General features: G+C 68.2%; 14 protein-coding genes and 1 riboswitch. Of the genes, 3 read left to right on the top strand and 11 right to left on the bottom strand.

What is annotated here, in order from left to right; genetic code table 11:
- Positions 1–37 precede the first annotated feature (37 nt).
- The 7 genes from BCO18175_RS28980 to BCO18175_RS28950 all read right to left on the bottom strand — a co-directional run bounded on the left by BCO18175_RS28980 (position 38) and on the right by BCO18175_RS28950 (position 6,637).
- Positions 38–925 (bottom strand): HlyC/CorC family transporter, encoded by an 888-nt coding sequence (locus tag BCO18175_RS28980; protein WP_174986101.1) that lies wholly within the window; start codon positions 923–925, stop codon positions 38–40.
- 311 nt (positions 926–1,236) lie between these two features.
- Positions 1,237–1,386, bottom strand: coding sequence for a hypothetical protein (locus BCO18175_RS28975; RefSeq protein ID WP_174967520.1), 150 nt, complete (start codon positions 1,384–1,386; stop codon positions 1,237–1,239).
- A gap of 70 nt (positions 1,387–1,456) precedes the next feature.
- Entirely contained in the window at positions 1,457–2,089 is a 633-nt protein-coding gene (locus BCO18175_RS28970) for a gamma-glutamylcyclotransferase (RefSeq protein ID WP_174915379.1), read from the bottom strand.
- A gap of 12 nt (positions 2,090–2,101) precedes the next feature.
- The gene (ybeY, locus tag BCO18175_RS28965; protein WP_174967522.1) at positions 2,102–2,878 is read right to left on the bottom strand and encodes an rRNA maturation RNase YbeY; all 777 of its coding nucleotides are present in this window, start codon (positions 2,876–2,878) and stop codon (positions 2,102–2,104) included.
- Positions 2,879–3,025: 147 nt separating this feature from the next.
- Positions 3,026–4,072 carry a PhoH family protein gene (locus tag BCO18175_RS28960; protein ID WP_174915377.1) on the bottom strand — a complete coding sequence of 349 codons (1,047 nt, stop codon included), beginning with the start codon at positions 4,070–4,072 and terminating at the stop codon, positions 3,026–3,028.
- Between the two features lie 33 nt (positions 4,073–4,105).
- A complete protein-coding gene (gene miaB / locus BCO18175_RS28955) occupies positions 4,106–5,479 on the bottom strand; it encodes a tRNA (N6-isopentenyl adenosine(37)-C2)-methylthiotransferase MiaB (RefSeq protein WP_174915376.1) in 1,374 nt (457 codons plus the stop codon).
- 216 nt (positions 5,480–5,695) lie between these two features.
- Complete coding sequence (locus tag BCO18175_RS28950; RefSeq protein WP_174915375.1) at positions 5,696–6,637, bottom strand: LysR family transcriptional regulator; 942 nt, start codon at positions 6,635–6,637, stop codon at positions 5,696–5,698.
- Positions 6,638–6,781: 144 nt separating this feature from the next.
- Between BCO18175_RS28950 and BCO18175_RS28945 the strand changes: the two genes are divergently transcribed.
- The 3 genes from BCO18175_RS28945 (at position 6,782) to ribB (ending at position 10,044) form a co-directional block, all read left to right on the top strand.
- The gene (locus tag BCO18175_RS28945; protein ID WP_174986099.1) at positions 6,782–7,957 is read left to right on the top strand and encodes an MFS transporter; all 1,176 of its coding nucleotides are present in this window, start codon (positions 6,782–6,784) and stop codon (positions 7,955–7,957) included.
- 218 nt (positions 7,958–8,175) lie between these two features.
- Positions 8,176–8,877: a helix-turn-helix domain-containing protein gene (locus BCO18175_RS28940; RefSeq protein WP_085042346.1), complete on the top strand. Its 702-nt coding sequence runs from the start codon at positions 8,176–8,178 to the stop codon at positions 8,875–8,877.
- Between the two features lie 189 nt (positions 8,878–9,066).
- Positions 9,067–9,215: riboswitch (FMN riboswitch) on the top strand.
- Between the two features lie 118 nt (positions 9,216–9,333).
- Positions 9,334–10,044 (top strand): 3,4-dihydroxy-2-butanone-4-phosphate synthase, encoded by a 711-nt coding sequence (ribB, locus tag BCO18175_RS28935; protein WP_039360016.1) that lies wholly within the window; start codon positions 9,334–9,336, stop codon positions 10,042–10,044.
- A gap of 93 nt (positions 10,045–10,137) precedes the next feature.
- Here the strand turns inward: ribB and BCO18175_RS28930 are convergent, their stop codons facing one another.
- The 4 genes from BCO18175_RS28930 to BCO18175_RS28915 form a co-directional block, all read right to left on the bottom strand.
- Entirely contained in the window at positions 10,138–10,824 is a 687-nt protein-coding gene (locus tag BCO18175_RS28930; protein ID WP_174986097.1) for an HAD family hydrolase, read from the bottom strand.
- A 192-nt stretch (positions 10,825–11,016) separates the two neighbouring features.
- Positions 11,017–12,003 (bottom strand): inositol 2-dehydrogenase, encoded by a 987-nt coding sequence (gene iolG / locus BCO18175_RS28925; RefSeq protein ID WP_174986095.1) that lies wholly within the window; start codon positions 12,001–12,003, stop codon positions 11,017–11,019.
- Between the two features lie 70 nt (positions 12,004–12,073).
- Complete coding sequence (locus BCO18175_RS28920; RefSeq protein ID WP_174986093.1) at positions 12,074–12,901, bottom strand: TIM barrel protein; 828 nt, start codon at positions 12,899–12,901, stop codon at positions 12,074–12,076.
- Entirely contained in the window at positions 12,898–13,956 is a 1,059-nt protein-coding gene (locus BCO18175_RS28915; RefSeq protein WP_174986091.1) for a xylose isomerase, read from the bottom strand. The genes BCO18175_RS28920 and BCO18175_RS28915 overlap by 4 nt, the downstream gene beginning before the upstream one ends.
- Positions 13,957–14,089 lie beyond the last annotated feature (133 nt).

Raw genomic sequence — 14,089 nt, 5'->3', positions numbered from 1 at the left:
GCGAGCGGTTGTGGAACGCGCGGCTGGCGCGCGACGGTCAGTCCTCGTGCGAGGCTTCGGCGCGACGGCTGGCGAGCGGGTTGCGGCGCACCAGCAGTACGTGGACCTGGCGCGCATCGCCGCGCTGGATCTCGAATACGAGGTTGTCGAGCTGCAGCTTTTCGCCGCGATGCGGGACGCGGCCGAAATGATGCGTGATCAGCCCGCCGATCGTGTCGACTTCGTCGTCGGGGAAATCGGTGCCGAACGTCTCGTTGAACTGTTCGATCTCGGTGAGCGCGCGCACGCGGTAGCGGCCGTCAGGCCCCGAGATGATGTTGCCGGCTTCCTCGTCGAAGTCGTATTCGTCCTCGATGTCGCCGACGATCTGCTCGAGCACGTCCTCGATCGTGATCAGGCCCGCGACACCGCCGTATTCGTCGACGACGATCGCGAGGTGGTTGCGGTTCACGCGGAAGTCGTGCAGCAGCACGTTCAGGCGCTTCGATTCGGGAATGAACACGGCCGGGCGCAGCATCCCGCGCACGTCGAATTCCTCTTCGGCATAGAAACGCAGCAGATCCTTCGCGAGCAGCACGCCGATGACGTTGTCGCGGTTCTCCTCGTACACGGGGTAGCGCGAGTGCGCCTTCTCGAGGACGAACGGGATGAAATCTTCAGGCTTGTCGGCGATGTTGATCGCGTCCATCTGGGCGCGCGGCACCATGATGTCGCGCGCGCACAGGTCGGAAACCTGGAACACGCCTTCGATCATCGACAGCGAATCGGCGTCGATCAGGTTGCGCTCGTGGGCATCCTGGAGGATTTCCAGCAACTCGCCGCGGGATTCGGGCTCGGGCGAGATGAAGTCGGTCAGGCGCTCGAGCAGCGAGCGCTTTTCTTGCGGTTTGTCGGTTGGCTTACGACTGGGATACGAATCGTTCATGGTGGTGCGCCCGGGTCATGCCGGAGCGCGCTGTCACGGAGTAGGCAAGGATACACCAAGGGCACGACGCGACCGTGTCACACCGGCCGCACGGCCAGGGTGGGCTGCTCGCGCGGACCCCGCTCACGGACGGCCGCGCCGGGCGCGACATCGTCCTCGTGTCCATCCTATCTCAGAAAGGGGTAGCGGGGCAGCGGCGGCAAAAAACGGGTGTGGAAGGGGCGGGGAACCGGGACGCGGGAAAATGCCCGGCCGAAGCGGCCAGCGGCGGCATTCTGCCGCACCGCACGCGGGCATCGCCGCGCCGCGGTTCAGAACCGCATGCCGGCCGAGCAGCCGCCGCCGGCCGCGCCGTTGGTCGCGGCGCCGCCGCAGCCGAGTATTCCGCAGCCGGACAGCGCGACGCTCGCGGCGACGATCAGCGCGGCAATCCTGCAACGCGACCAGTGTGACGGTTTCATCGATCGTACCCTCGTTCGAATGCGTATGCGGCGCGGCATCGCGTGGCGGCAAACCGTGCGTCGTGCCGCGTCACCGGCATCGCGCGAGCAACCCTTCGAGCGCACGATCGGGGATGCCGCTCGCACGCAGCGCGTCGACCGTGCGGCTCACGTAGTCGAGCGTCGTGCCGTAGCGGCCGGCCGCGCAGCCGAACACTTCCTTCACGACGGGATCGGTCAGCTTGCCCGTGTAGGTCGGCGCGTCGCGGCGCATCACGAACGCGAGCGCGTTCACGCGTTCGCCGTTTTCCAGTGAGCACGGCAGCCATGCGGGCCGGTACGAACCCATCGGCATCTCGCGCTTCCACAACGTTTCGAGGTGCGGCTGCGCGGTCGGGCCGGCGAGCCGGAACGCGATGCCGGAGCACGAGCCGCCGCGATCGAGCGCAAGCACGAGGCCCGGGCGTTCGGGCGTGCCGCGGTTCACGCGCGACCACAGGTAGAGCCCGCGATGATAGCCGTGCACCTTGCCGCGCACGGCGGCGACGGTCGGCAACCCCGGGTTCCAGATCAGCGAGCCATAGCCGAACAGCCAGAGATCCTGCTGGCCGTCCCAGTCGCGCATCGTGTGCGCGAGCGAGGCCGCGAGCTCGTCTTCCGTCAGCAGGCGCCCGTCGCCGATCGACGGCGGGTAGGCGGGCGGGAGCGTCGCGGCGTTGCGCATCGTGCGGACGGCTTACTGGTACGGGTTCGGGAAGCCCAGCTTCGCGAGGATGTCGACTTCGAGCGCTTCCATTTCGGCCGCGTCCTCGTCGCTCGTCTCGTGGTCGTAGCCCTGCGCGTGCAGCGCGCCGTGCACCAGCAGGTGCGCGTAGTGGGCCGTGAGCGGCTTGCCCTGATCGTGCGCTTCCTTCTCGACGACCGGGCAGCACAGCACGAGGTCGCCGATCACGGTGCCGTCGGGCGCCGCGTCGTACGCGAAGGTCAGCACGTTGGTCGGGTAGTCCTTGTGACGGTAGCCGGCGTTCAGCGTGCGGCCTTCGTCTTCGCCGACGAAGCGCACCGTGAGCTGCGCGCTGGCGAACAGCGCCGGCTCGATCCATTCGGCGATCAGCTTGCGCTTGGGCAACGTCTTGCGCACGTCGCTCGTGATCTCGTCGCCGTACTGCACGGACAGGTCGAGCTCCGGCTCGCGCAGCGCGTCTTCGGTTTCGTCTTCACGCGGCGCGGGCTCGGCACCCACGTGCAGCGTCACGCTGTCGTAGTGCTCGGGCTGCAGCGCGAGCTTCGCGCGCATGGCCGGATCGTTGTGTTGCGCGACGATCGCGACGGCGGCTTCCCCGGAACTGCCCGACAGGTCGAACATCAGGCTGCGGCCGTCCGGGAAGTCGATTCGCAGCCCTTGCGCGTTGACGGTCCGGGCCTTGCCCTTCGCATCGAACAGCGACAGGCGGGGGGAGGCGGGCGCGGCGGACTGGGCGCGCCCGGACTTGCGGGAACGGGAGGATTTCATGACGCGTGCGGCGATTAGGACGCGTTGAGGATACACCAAACGGCCGATCGCACCCGAATTCACGCAGGCGAAAAAAAGCCCGGCGCGCCGTCTGGCGGGCCGGGCCGGGCTGTCGGGCCGGGGCGGCGTGCAAGTGCCGCCGGCCGGTCAGCCGTCCTGGTGCTGCGCGTGGAATTCGTCGTACGCCTCGACGATGCGCGCGACGAGCGGATGGCGCACGACGTCCGCGCTCGTGAAGCGCGTGAGCGCGATGCCGCGCACGCCGCCGAGCACCTGCTGCGCCTCGACGAGGCCGCTCTTGTGTCCGCGCGGCAGGTCGACCTGGCTCGTGTCGCCGGTCACGACTGCCTTCGAGCCGAAGCCGATCCGCGTGAGGAACATCTTCATCTGCTCGGGCGTCGTGTTCTGCGCCTCGTCGAGGATGATGAACGCGTGGTTCAGCGTGCGGCCGCGCATGTACGCGAGCGGCGCGATCTCGATCATCTGGCGCTCGAACATCTTCGCCGTCTTGTCGAAGCCGAGCAGGTCGTACAGCGCGTCGTACAACGGACGCAGGTACGGGTCGACCTTCTGCGCGAGATCGCCCGGCAGGAAGCCGAGCCGCTCGCCGGCCTCGACGGCCGGGCGCGTCAGCACGATCCGCTTGACCTGGTCGCGCTCGAGCGCGTCGACCGCGCACGCGACCGCGAGGTAGGTCTTGCCGGTGCCGGCCGGCCCGATGCCGAGCGTCACGTCGTGCGACAGGATCTGCTTCAGGTATTCGCGCTGCGCCGGCGTGCGGCCGCGCAGGTCGGCGCGCCGCGTGTAGAGCTTCGGTCCGGGCTCCTCTTCCGGCTCGCTGGCGTCCAGCTGCACGACAGGCTCGTCGAACGGATGGTCGGGATCGCCGCGAAAGCGCACGTCGAGCGTGTCCTGACGGCCGTTGCCGGACGTGTGGCGCACTTCGACCAGCGCGAGCTGGATGTCGTCGACCGACAGCGCATCGCGCGCGCGGTTGTAGAAGTTCTCGAGTGCGGCGAGCGCGAGCTTGGCGCCGCGCCCGCGGATCGCGATCCGGTGGCCGCGTCGCGACAGCGTGACGTCGAGCGCCTGCTCGATCTGCCGCAGGTTCTCGTCGAGCGGGCCGCAGAGGTTGGCAAGGCGCGCATTGTCGTCGCGCGGCGCGACGAATTCCAGTGCTTGGGTCGGCTTCAAAGTGGCGTCGGGTTCCTGTTGAGCGTCAGTCGGTCAATGGGTGGCCGCGCTCGCGTCGTCGCTGACGAGCACGAGCTCGCCGCGCAGCGAATGCGGGTACGCGTGGTTGATCTTCACGTCGATCATCTGGCCGATCAGGCGCGGGTGCGACGCGAGCGGCGCCGGGAAATTCACGACCCGGTTGTTCTCGGTGCGGCCCGCGAGTTCGTTCGGGTCCTTGCGCGACGGGCCCTCGACGAGGATCCGCTCGACCTTCCCGACCATCGACTGGCTGATGCGCGCGACGTTTTCCTCGATGGTCGCCTGCAGATGTTGCAGGCGTTTGAGCTTCACTTCGCGCGGCGTGTCGTCGTGCAGGTTCGCGGCCGGCGTGCCGGGGCGCGGGCTGTAGATGAACGAGAAGCTGGTGTCGTAGCTCATCTCGTGCACGAGCGCCATCATCTTGTCGAAATCGTCCTCGGTCTCGCCGGGGAAGCCGACGATCATGTCGGTCGACAGCGACAGGTCCGGGCGGATCGCGCGCAGCTTGCGGATCACCGACTTGTATTCGAGCACCGTGTAGCCGCGCTTCATCGCCATCAGGATGCGGTCGGAACCGTGCTGGACGGGCAGGTGCAGGTGGCTCACGAGCTTCGGCACCTTCGCGTAGGTGTCGATCAGGCGCTGCGTGAATTCCTTCGGGTGCGAAGTGGTGTAGCGGATCCGCTCGATGCCGGGGATATCGGCGACATATTCGATCAGCGTCGCGAAATCGGCGATTTCCGCCGAGCCGGCCGCCAGCGCGCCACGATAGGCGTTCACGTTCTGGCCGAGCAGCGTGACTTCGCGCACGCCCTGGTCGGCGAGGCCGGCCACTTCGGTCAGCACGTCGTCGAGCGGGCGCGACACTTCATCGCCGCGCGTGTACGGCACCACGCAGTAGCTGCAGTACTTCGAGCAGCCTTCCATGATCGACACGAACGCGCTCGGGCCCTCGACGCGCGCGGGCGGCAGGTGGTCGAACTTCTCGATCTCGGGGAACGAGATGTCGACCTGCGCACGGCCGCTCTCGCGGCGCGCGTCGATCATCTGCGGCAGGCGGTGCAGGGTTTGCGGGCCGAACACGAGGTCGACGTACGGCGCGCGCGACACGATCGATGCGCCTTCCTGGCTCGCGACGCAGCCGCCGACGCCGATCAGCAGGCCGGGCTTCGCTTCCTTCAGCGCGCGCGCGCGGCCGAGATCGGAGAACACCTTCTCCTGCGCCTTTTCACGCACCGAGCACGTGTTGAACAGGATGATGTCGGCGTCTTCCGGCGTATCGGTCTTTTCGAGGCCTTCGGCCGCATTCAGCACGTCCACCATCTTGTCCGAGTCATACTCGTTCATCTGGCAGCCGAAGGTCTTTACGTAAACTTTCTTGGTCATGGGGGTTCGCCGTTCGCAGTGGTTGACCTGGGGGCGTCGTCTATAGGGTGAATCGGGACGGCCTTGCGCTGCGCGCGGATGGCGCGCAGCCAGCATGAAAAGCCGTCGGGAAAGCTTTCCATTATAGCTTTTCATGCCGCCCGGGACGGGCCGCGGGTTGCGGGCGCGCGACGCAGCCCGCCACGTTCCGACCCCTGAATGGCGGCGTGCCGGCCGTCAGCGGCACGCGTTCAGCAGGTCTTCGTGCGCGGCTTCCTCGCGCGCGAAGCGTTCGGCGAGAAAGTCGAGCAGCACGCGTACGCGGGGTGCCATGTAGCGCTTGCCGGGATAGATCGCGTGCAGCGGCGCGCTCTGGTGCCGCCAGTCGGGCAGCAGGACCTTGAGCCGCCCGGCGCGGATGTCGTCGGCAACATCCCAGATCGAGTTCAGCACGATGCCGCGGCCGCGCAGCGCCCACTCGCGGGCAAGGCCGCCGTCGTTGGTCTCGAACGCGGTGGCGAGCGGCACCGTGCAGGTCTGCATATCGTCGCCTCGGTCGCCGCGCGTGAAGCGCCACGTGTTCATCGGCCCGGATGCCACCGTGATCACGTTGCACGGAAAGCGGGCCAGATCGTGCGGATCACGCGGCAAGCCGTGGCGTTCGATGAACGACGGCGCCGCGCACGGCACGCGCCGGTCCGCGGCAAGCCGGCGGGCGATCAGCGCGCCGTCGGGCGGCGCGGCGAAGCGGATCGCGAGGTCGATCTCGTCCTGCCACAGGTTCACCGTCGAGTCGGACGCCGTCAGCGAGAACGTCACGTCCGGGTAGCGCGCGGTGAATTCGTCGAGCCAGTCGAGCAGCCGGCGGCGGCCGAAATCGGACGTCGCCGACAGCCGCACCCGGCCGCCGACGACGTTGCGGCCGGCCTGCAGCAGCGCATTCGCGTCGTCGAGCGCCTGCAGCGCCTGCCGGCAGCCGTTCAGGTACAGGCGGCCCTCGTCGGTGAGCCGCAACTGCCGGGTCGAACGGTCGAACAGCCGGGTAGCGACCGCCGCCTCGAGCTTCGCGAGGCGTGCACTCGCGGCGGCCGGCGTGAGGTTCAGCTTGCGCCCGGCGGCGGACAGGCTGCCCAGTTCGGCTGCTTCGACGAACAGCCGGATATCGCCCAGTCGATCCATGCGATTTTTCAGAAATATTTGAAAATGGTTCAAATGCCACGCCAATTATCAAATATAGGCATCTTCGGGACAATGCGCACATCCTGCCTTTTGTGCGGTGCGGCACTGACCGGGCGCCGCGTCCGCCGCCTTCCGGAGAACGTCATGCCCATTCCGTTACTGGCGCTTGCGATCAGCGCCTTCGCCATCGGTACCACCGAGTTCATCATCATGGGCCTGCTGCCCGAAGTCGCGCACGACCTGGCCGTGTCGCTGCCGTCGGCCGGCCTGCTGGTCACGGGCTACGCGCTCGGTGTCGCGGCCGGCGCGCCGCTCCTTGCGGTGCTGACGAGCCGCATGCCGCGCAAGGCCGCGCTGCAGTTGCTGATGGCGATCTTCATCGTCGGCAACGTGCTGTGCGCGACCGCGTCGGGCTACGCGATGCTGATGGTCGCGCGCGTCGTCACGTCGTTCGCGCACGGGTCGTTCTTCGGTATCGGTGCGGTGGTCGCCGCGTCGCTCGTGCCGGCCGACAAGCGCGCGAGCGCGATCGCGCTGATGTTCACGGGGCTTACGCTGTCGAACGTGCTCGGCGTGCCGTTCGGCACGTTCGTCGGGCAGTTGCTCGGCTGGCGTGCGTCGTTCTGGATCGTCGCCGCACTCGGCGTGCTGGCGCTCGGCGGCGTCGCTGCGCTCGTGCCGAACCGCCACGACAGCAGGCCGGCCGGCCTCGGCCATGAGGTGCGCGTGCTGAAGGAGCCGCAGGTGTGGCTCGCGCTGTTGATGACCGTGCTCGGCTTCGGCGGCGTGTTCGTCGTGTTCACGTACATCGCGCCGATTCTCCAGTCCGTGTCGGGCTATTCGCCGCGCGCGGTCGCGCTGATCCTCGTGCTGTTCGGCGCGGGTCTGACGATCGGCAACACGCTCGGCGGCAAGCTCGCCGACCGTGCGCTGATGCCGTCGTTGATCGCGATCCTCGTCGCGCTGATGGCCGTGATGGTCGTGTTCGCCAGGACGAGCCACCATCCGGTCGCGGCGGCCGTCACCGTGTTCGTATGGGGAATCGCCGCGTTCGCGACGGTGCCGCCGCTCCAGGCGCACGTGGTCGAAAAGGCCGCGAGCGCGCCGCATCTCGCATCGACGCTGAACATCGGCGCGTTCAACGTCGGCAATGCGCTCGGCGCGTGGCTCGGCGGCCTTGCGCTGGAACACGGCCTCGCGCTCGATGCGCTGCCATGGGTCGCCGTCGCGGTGACGTTCGCGGCGCTCGTCGTCACGTGGTTCGCGATGCGGCTCGACGCGCGCGGGCCGGCACGCGGTGCGGCGCCGGCGGCGCAATGAGAGGCGCAATGAGCGGCGCCCATGCGACGCGATAACGGCGGGAAAAGGTTCGCGAGAAACGCATTCCTCCGCGATGCTGATAACGGTGTGAAGATAACTTCGTTTGCCGGTGCAAGACCGGGTGATAGCGTTTCGATACGCGCCGTTGCTGGCGCAACCCGATTCCGATCCCGGCTTACCCCATACGCAGGGCTGCACAGCGGCCCGGAGGCAATGCTATGTCTTCATCCCTGGCGCTCGTGCGCGACGTGTCTTCCTTCGAGTCCGGCAACGCCGCCGATGCGCGGGCGTCCGCGTCGCTCGACGTTCTCGAACAGGTCGTTGGTGTGAACCTCGCGCGATTGCGCGCCGAGCGGCAGCTGTCGCTCGATGCGCTCGCGCGGCTGTCCGGCGTGTCGCGCGCGATGCTCGCGCAGATCGAGTCGGCGCGTAGCGTGCCGTCGATCAAGGTGCTCTGCAAGATCGCCGCGGCGTTGAAGGTATCGGTCGCCGCATTCCTGCGCCGCCATGCGGTGAACGGCTTCGAGCACCTGGCGGCCGAACGCGCGTCGCGCGTCGTCAGCTCGAACGGCCGCTTCTCGGCACGCGCGCTGTACCCGGAAGGCGAGCCGGCCGCGGCCGAGTTCCACGAGCTGCGGATCGCGCCGCTGCATACGGAGCCCGGCGCGCGCCGCGCGCCCGGCACGACGGTCAACCTCGTGGTCAGCGAGGGCACGCTCGAAGTCAGCGTGCATGACCGCCGCCAGTTGCTCGCGACCGGCGACGCGATCGTGTTCGACGCCGACCAGCCGTACAGCCTGCGCAACCCGGGCGACAGCGAGGCGCGCGCGTTCCGCGTGACGGTGAGCCCGGAGGTGCCGCCGCGCTGGCTCGTGCCCGACGCGGCGCACACGGCCCATGCAGCGCACGCGGCCGGCTGATCGCGCAGGCCGCACGAAAGCGGGTCGCGTGCTCGCCGTTCGGGCGGGATCGCGGGTCATTCGTCGGCCGTTTGGACGATGCCGTTAGACGGGGTCGTCAGTAAGGTTTTAGGTGATGTTCGCTGCGCCGCGCGCGCAGCTGTTGTATGCTTGGCCCGCCGCAGATGGGGTTGCCCCATCCGGCAATCAGTGCGTCTTCAGGGCGGGGCGAAATTCCCCACCGGCGGTAGGCTGGCGTAAGCCGGCGAGCCCGCGAGCGCCCGCGCATCCGCGCGGGGTCAGCAGATCTGGTCGAATGCCAGAGCCGACGGTCATAGTCCGGATGAGAGAAGATGTGCAGATAGTCATGTCCGTCAGGGCCGCTTCGCCGTGCGTGCGAAGCGGGTTGTCGTTCTGTCTGTTTGCAATGCCCTGAAACGTTTTTCGCCCAAATCGTATTTGCGAGGAGCGTTTCACATGTCCTTGATGTCCGTTTCGTCGGCACCCGCCGACGCCTTTGCCGATCTCCCGTTGCTGGATTCCGAACCGGTGCCGCCCCGCATCGCCGCCGCGCTCGAAGCGATGCGCGCAGGCCGTGCGGTCGTGCTGCAGGACGACCACGACCGCGAGAACGAAGCCGACCTGATCGTTGCCGCCGAGCGCATCACGCCCGAGACGATGGCACTGCTGATCCGCGAATGCAGCGGCATCGTGTGCCTGTGCCTGACCGACGACACGGTGCGCGCGCTCGAGCTGCCGCCGATGGTGCAGACCAACGAAAGCCGCAACGGCACTGCGTTCACCGTTTCGATCGAGGCACGCGAGGGCGTGCATACGGGCGTGTCGGCGGCCGATCGCGTGACGACGATCCGCGCGGCCATCGCCGAAGGGGCGAAGCCGCACGACATCGTGCGCCCCGGCCACGTGTTTCCGTTGCGTGCGCAGCCGGGTGGTGTGCTGGCCCGCCGCGGTCACACCGAAGGCACGGTCGACCTGTCGATCCTCGCGGGCCTGAAGCCGGCCGGCGTGCTGTGCGAGCTGATGAATCCGGATGGCACGATGACGCGCGGCGACGATGTCGAGCGTTTCGCGCAACAGCACGGGCTGCCGATGCTGACGATCGCGGAACTGGTCGAGTTCCGCGAGGCGCTGGCCGCCGCGCGCGAGCGCTGCTGCGAACCGGCCTGAGGGAAGGCGGGCGCATTTGCGCCCGTGGCACGGCGTGCGTGAACCGGCGCACGCCGGATTGGCCCGATCAGCCTGATCGGGCCGGCATGATCGTCAGGACTGCACGTCCTTGAATTCGCCGCGCATGCCGGCTTCGACGAACGCCGGCAGTTCGTCCATCTTGCGCATGATCCGCGTGATGCCCATCGCGCGCAGCGCGTCCGCGTAGTTGTCGGGGATGTGGCTCGCGCCGACGAACGCGATCGTCTTCATGCCCGCCGCACGCGCGGCATTCAACCCCGACACGCTGTCCTCGACGACGATGCAGCGCTCCGGCGCGACGCCGAGCGTGTGCGCCGCATGCAGGTAGACGTCGGGATAGGGCTTCGGCCGCGCCACCTGCTCGGAGCTGAACACGCGATCGCCGAAGATCTCGGTGAGCGCCGCGCGCTTCAGCGAGCTGCGCACACGCGCGAGCCGGCTGTTCGACACGACGGCCGCGGGCAGGCTCACCTTCAGCAGCGCGTCGCGCACGCCGGAGATCGGCGCGAGCGATTGCGCCAGCGCGCTCTCGATGTTGTGCTCGATGGTCTCGATGAAGTTGGCGGGCATCTCGATCCCGAAGCGGGATTCGATTCCCGCCAGGAAGCGCGACGTCTGCTGGCCGAACGCCGATTTTGCCGCGGCTTCGAAATCGAGATTCGGGAACGTGGTGGACAGCGTGTCGAGCAGTACGCGGTCGGCGATGACTTCGCTGTCGACGAGCACGCCGTCGCAGTCGCAGATGAGGTGATCGAGCATGGTGGTGAAAAAGCGGGATGTCGGCGACGCAGATCAATTCGCCATCATACGTGCTTTCACGCGCATGCCGCGCGACGCTTCGGCAAATTTTCCCGATGCGGTCGCACGCTTGCCGCGTATCGACCGGGCGGGCCGCCGATCATCCGGCGGCGGCCCGCTTGCGCGGTTCGCCGCCGCCTGCCACCGGTTGCGCTACAGGTCGATTACGCGCCCCGTTTTCCACGACGTCATCGCGGCCTCGGCCAGTTCGAGCGCGGCGAGCCCGTCGTCGATCGTCGTGCGGACCGGCGTGCCGTCGCGCAGCGCGTCGACGAAGTGCGCGATCTCGGCCGCGTAAGCGTGCCGGTAGCGCTCGAGGAAGAACGGCTCCGGCACGTCCGTCGCGATGCCGCCCGCGAGCCACGCGCTCACCTCGGTCGGCCGCACATTGCCGGCCTGCAGCATTCCGCTGCTGCCGAGCAGCTCGAAACGCTGGTCGTAGCCGTAGGCGGCACGCCGCGACGTGTTGATCTGGCACAGCAGCCCGCGGCGCGTGCGGATCGTCACGGCGGTCGAATCGATGTCGCCGGCGTCGTGCACGGCCGGATCGGTCAGGCAACTGCCGGTCGCGTGCAGCGTCTGCGCTTCGTCGCCGAGGATCCAGCGGAACACGTCGAAATCGTGGATCAGCATGTCCTTGAAGATGCCGCCCGAGCTGCGGATGTAGTCGACGGGCGGCGCGCCCGGGTCGCGGCTCGTGACGACCAGCATTTCCGGCGCACCGATCTCGCCGCGCTCGACGCGCGCCTTCAGCGCGGCGAACGTCGGGTCGAAGCGGCGCTGGAAGCCGATCATGCAGGTCACGCCGCTGCGCCGGACGGCGTCCGCGCACACACGCGAGCGCTCGACGGTCAGGTCGACGGGCTTCTCGCAGAACACGGCCTTGCCAGCGTTCGCGGCCGCGACGATCAGGTCCGCGTGCGTGTCGGTGCTCGATGCGATCACCACGGCGCGGACGGCCGGATCGCCGAGCGCGCGCTCGACGTCGGCCACCTGCGCGCCGTGCGCATGGGCCAGCGCGTCGGCCGACGGCGCATGCCGGTCGACGACGTACTTCAGCTTCGCACCCGGATGGCGCGCGAGATTCGCCGCGTGAATCTTGCCGATCCGTCCCGCGCCGAACAACGCGAATTCGATCATTCCGTTCTCCTGTGATTGGGTAGTTTTGTGCGGGCACGCGGCTCGAATTGGCCGCCTACCTTGGCGGTGGTCATTGATTCGACAGTTCGCCGCGTACGTAGTCGATGCTCACACGCAGCCGGTCCTCGATGTCACCGGCTTCGGCGATCTCGTTCGCGAACGGCTCGAACGAGAACGCGCCGCGGTAGCCGCGCGCGAGCAGTTCGCGCAGTTGGCGGATATTGCCGAGCCGGTCGGCGCCGCCGACCAGCACGCGATGGCCGTCGCGCATCCGGTCGACCGGCAGGTCGTCTTCCTCGACGCCCGAGATGTGCACGAGGCCCGTCAGGTTCGGGAAGAAGATGTCCTCGCCCGACAGGTGATGGTGGAACGTGTCGTGCACGAGCCGGAACACCTGTTCGCCTGCCGCGTCGTAGATGCCTTTCACCGCATCCGACTTGCGGCGCAGCGCGCATTCCTCGAAGCCGAGCGGCTCGATGAAGCCGAGCAGGCCGCGCGCGTCGAGGATCGGCTTGAGCGCCTTCAGCGCCTTCACGAGATCCGCGTGGCGCACGTCCGCGCTGCGCGTGTCGGCACGGCTGTTGGTCGGGCACAGCACCAGCGCACGCGCGCCGCATTGCGCCGCGTAGTCGGCCAGCACGGTCGCCTCGTCCGCGCGCTCGGCGCTCCATTGCTCGAAGCGCTGCAGCGCGTTGATCGTCAGGATCGTCACGCCGCCGGCTTCGGCCGTCGCGCGCACGGCGGTGGCCGGCGTGCCGTCGGCGATCTCGACGCCATCGAGATCGTTGCGGATCTCGATCGTGTCGACGCCGAGGCGCTTGCACAGTGCGACGTAGCGGTCGAACGGCAAGCGCGGTGCGCTCATCCGGTTCAGCGAAAAATGGAAGGCTTGCGTCATCGTTCTGTCCTTGGGTCTCGAGTGGGGGCTGGGTTCGAATCAGGTGCGGGTGCGCGCGATATCGGCGGCGCGGCGAGGGCATGCCACGTGTCGCGCAACCATTGCGCGCATGCGACGTTGTTGTCGAAGATCGAATAGCGCGCGCCGCCGCCGTAGTCGGGAAACGGGATGAACTCGCAGCTGATCTGTTCGACGTGCACCGGCTGTGCGCGGGCCTGCGCGTGCAGCAACTGCCGAAGCGCGGCTTTCCACGTGTCGAGTGCCGCCGCGCGCCATGCACCGTGATAGGCGCCCGGCGCGGGTGCGACGAACGGATACTGGATGCCGCGCCCGGGCCTGCCGTCGGCGCGGCGCATCCACGGGTTGTGCGGATTGTTCGGCATCACGCTGCGCGCATGCGCATGCCGGACCCAGCCGCGCGCGATCCAGTCGGCGTAGAGGGCGTCGGGGGACGCCGGGTCGAGCACCCGGCGGCCGTCGTCGGCCGCGTCGCGCATGCCCGATGCGTCGAGCTCGGCGCGATTGCCGATCTTGAACAGCAGGTGCGAATGATCGAGCGTGATCCGGAACGGCACGCCGGCCTGTTCGACAAGCCGCGCGACACGTGCGATGCGCGTGAAATCCTCGCTCCACATGTCGACGTGCACTTCGAGGCTCGGCAGGCAGCCGGCCGGCTCGCCGCGCGCGTAGGTCCGCAGGTAGAAATCGGCGACCTCGCGGTCGGACAGCGGATGGCCGTCTGCGTGATGCGCGTATAGCTGGCAGTTGAGCACCGTGCTGCCGAAGCGCCCGCCCGCGTCGACGATCTCGGCGACGTGCGCTTCGTCACGGCCCGCGCACCAGATGCCGCCGATCACGCGAATCGGCAGCGCATGGCGGTCGACCAGCGCGAAATACGGCGACAGGTCTTCGCCGCGCACCGGGTTCTTTTCGACGTAGTCGAATACACCGGCGCCCGCGACCATCCGGAAGCGTTCGGCGGGCGCGGGCAACGGCAGGCCGTCGTGTTCGAGCACGCCGTCGAGATTCACGCCGATGAGGATCGGTTCAGCCATCGTCTCCTGTCCGCCGTTGTCATGGGATTGGCTGCCCAATGTACGGATGCGCGGCGCGGGCTGCATGACAAACGTTGGCGAAAAATCGCCAATGCGGCAGTCGATTTTTTTGCGACGAGCATGCGGTGTGACA

Origin of the sequence: Burkholderia lata, assembly GCF_902499335.1 — a bacterium.
Classification (GTDB): Bacteria; Pseudomonadota; Gammaproteobacteria; order Burkholderiales; family Burkholderiaceae; genus Burkholderia; species Burkholderia lata_B.
Note: the sequence above shows the minus strand (reverse complement) of the source record. Positions and strands in the feature narration are given on the sequence as shown.

Excerpts from the sequence above, each read along its gene's own strand:
- BCO18175_RS28970 (WP_174915379.1), bottom strand. The coding sequence starts at position 2,089 with ATGCGCAACGCCGCGACGCTCCCGCCCGCCTACCCGCCGTCGATCGGC.
- BCO18175_RS28945 (WP_174986099.1), top strand. The coding sequence starts at position 6,782 with ATGCCCATTCCGTTACTGGCGCTTGCGATCAGCGCCTTCGCCATCGGT.
- BCO18175_RS28950 (WP_174915375.1), bottom strand. The coding sequence starts at position 6,637 with ATGGATCGACTGGGCGATATCCGGCTGTTCGTCGAAGCAGCCGAACTG.
- BCO18175_RS28930 (WP_174986097.1), bottom strand. The coding sequence starts at position 10,824 with ATGCTCGATCACCTCATCTGCGACTGCGACGGCGTGCTCGTCGACAGC.
- BCO18175_RS28920 (WP_174986093.1), bottom strand. The coding sequence starts at position 12,901 with ATGACGCAAGCCTTCCATTTTTCGCTGAACCGGATGAGCGCACCGCGC.
- miaB (WP_174915376.1), bottom strand. The coding sequence starts at position 5,479 with ATGACCAAGAAAGTTTACGTAAAGACCTTCGGCTGCCAGATGAACGAG.
- ybeY (WP_174967522.1), bottom strand. The coding sequence starts at position 2,878 with ATGAAATCCTCCCGTTCCCGCAAGTCCGGGCGCGCCCAGTCCGCCGCG.
- BCO18175_RS28940 (WP_085042346.1), top strand. The coding sequence starts at position 8,176 with ATGTCTTCATCCCTGGCGCTCGTGCGCGACGTGTCTTCCTTCGAGTCC.
- BCO18175_RS28915 (WP_174986091.1), bottom strand. The coding sequence starts at position 13,956 with ATGGCTGAACCGATCCTCATCGGCGTGAATCTCGACGGCGTGCTCGAA.
- iolG (WP_174986095.1), bottom strand. The coding sequence starts at position 12,003 with ATGATCGAATTCGCGTTGTTCGGCGCGGGACGGATCGGCAAGATTCAC.
- BCO18175_RS28980 (WP_174986101.1), bottom strand. The coding sequence starts at position 925 with ATGAACGATTCGTATCCCAGTCGTAAGCCAACCGACAAACCGCAAGAA.
- BCO18175_RS28975 (WP_174967520.1), bottom strand. The coding sequence starts at position 1,386 with ATGAAACCGTCACACTGGTCGCGTTGCAGGATTGCCGCGCTGATCGTC.
- ribB (WP_039360016.1), top strand. The coding sequence starts at position 9,334 with ATGTCCTTGATGTCCGTTTCGTCGGCACCCGCCGACGCCTTTGCCGAT.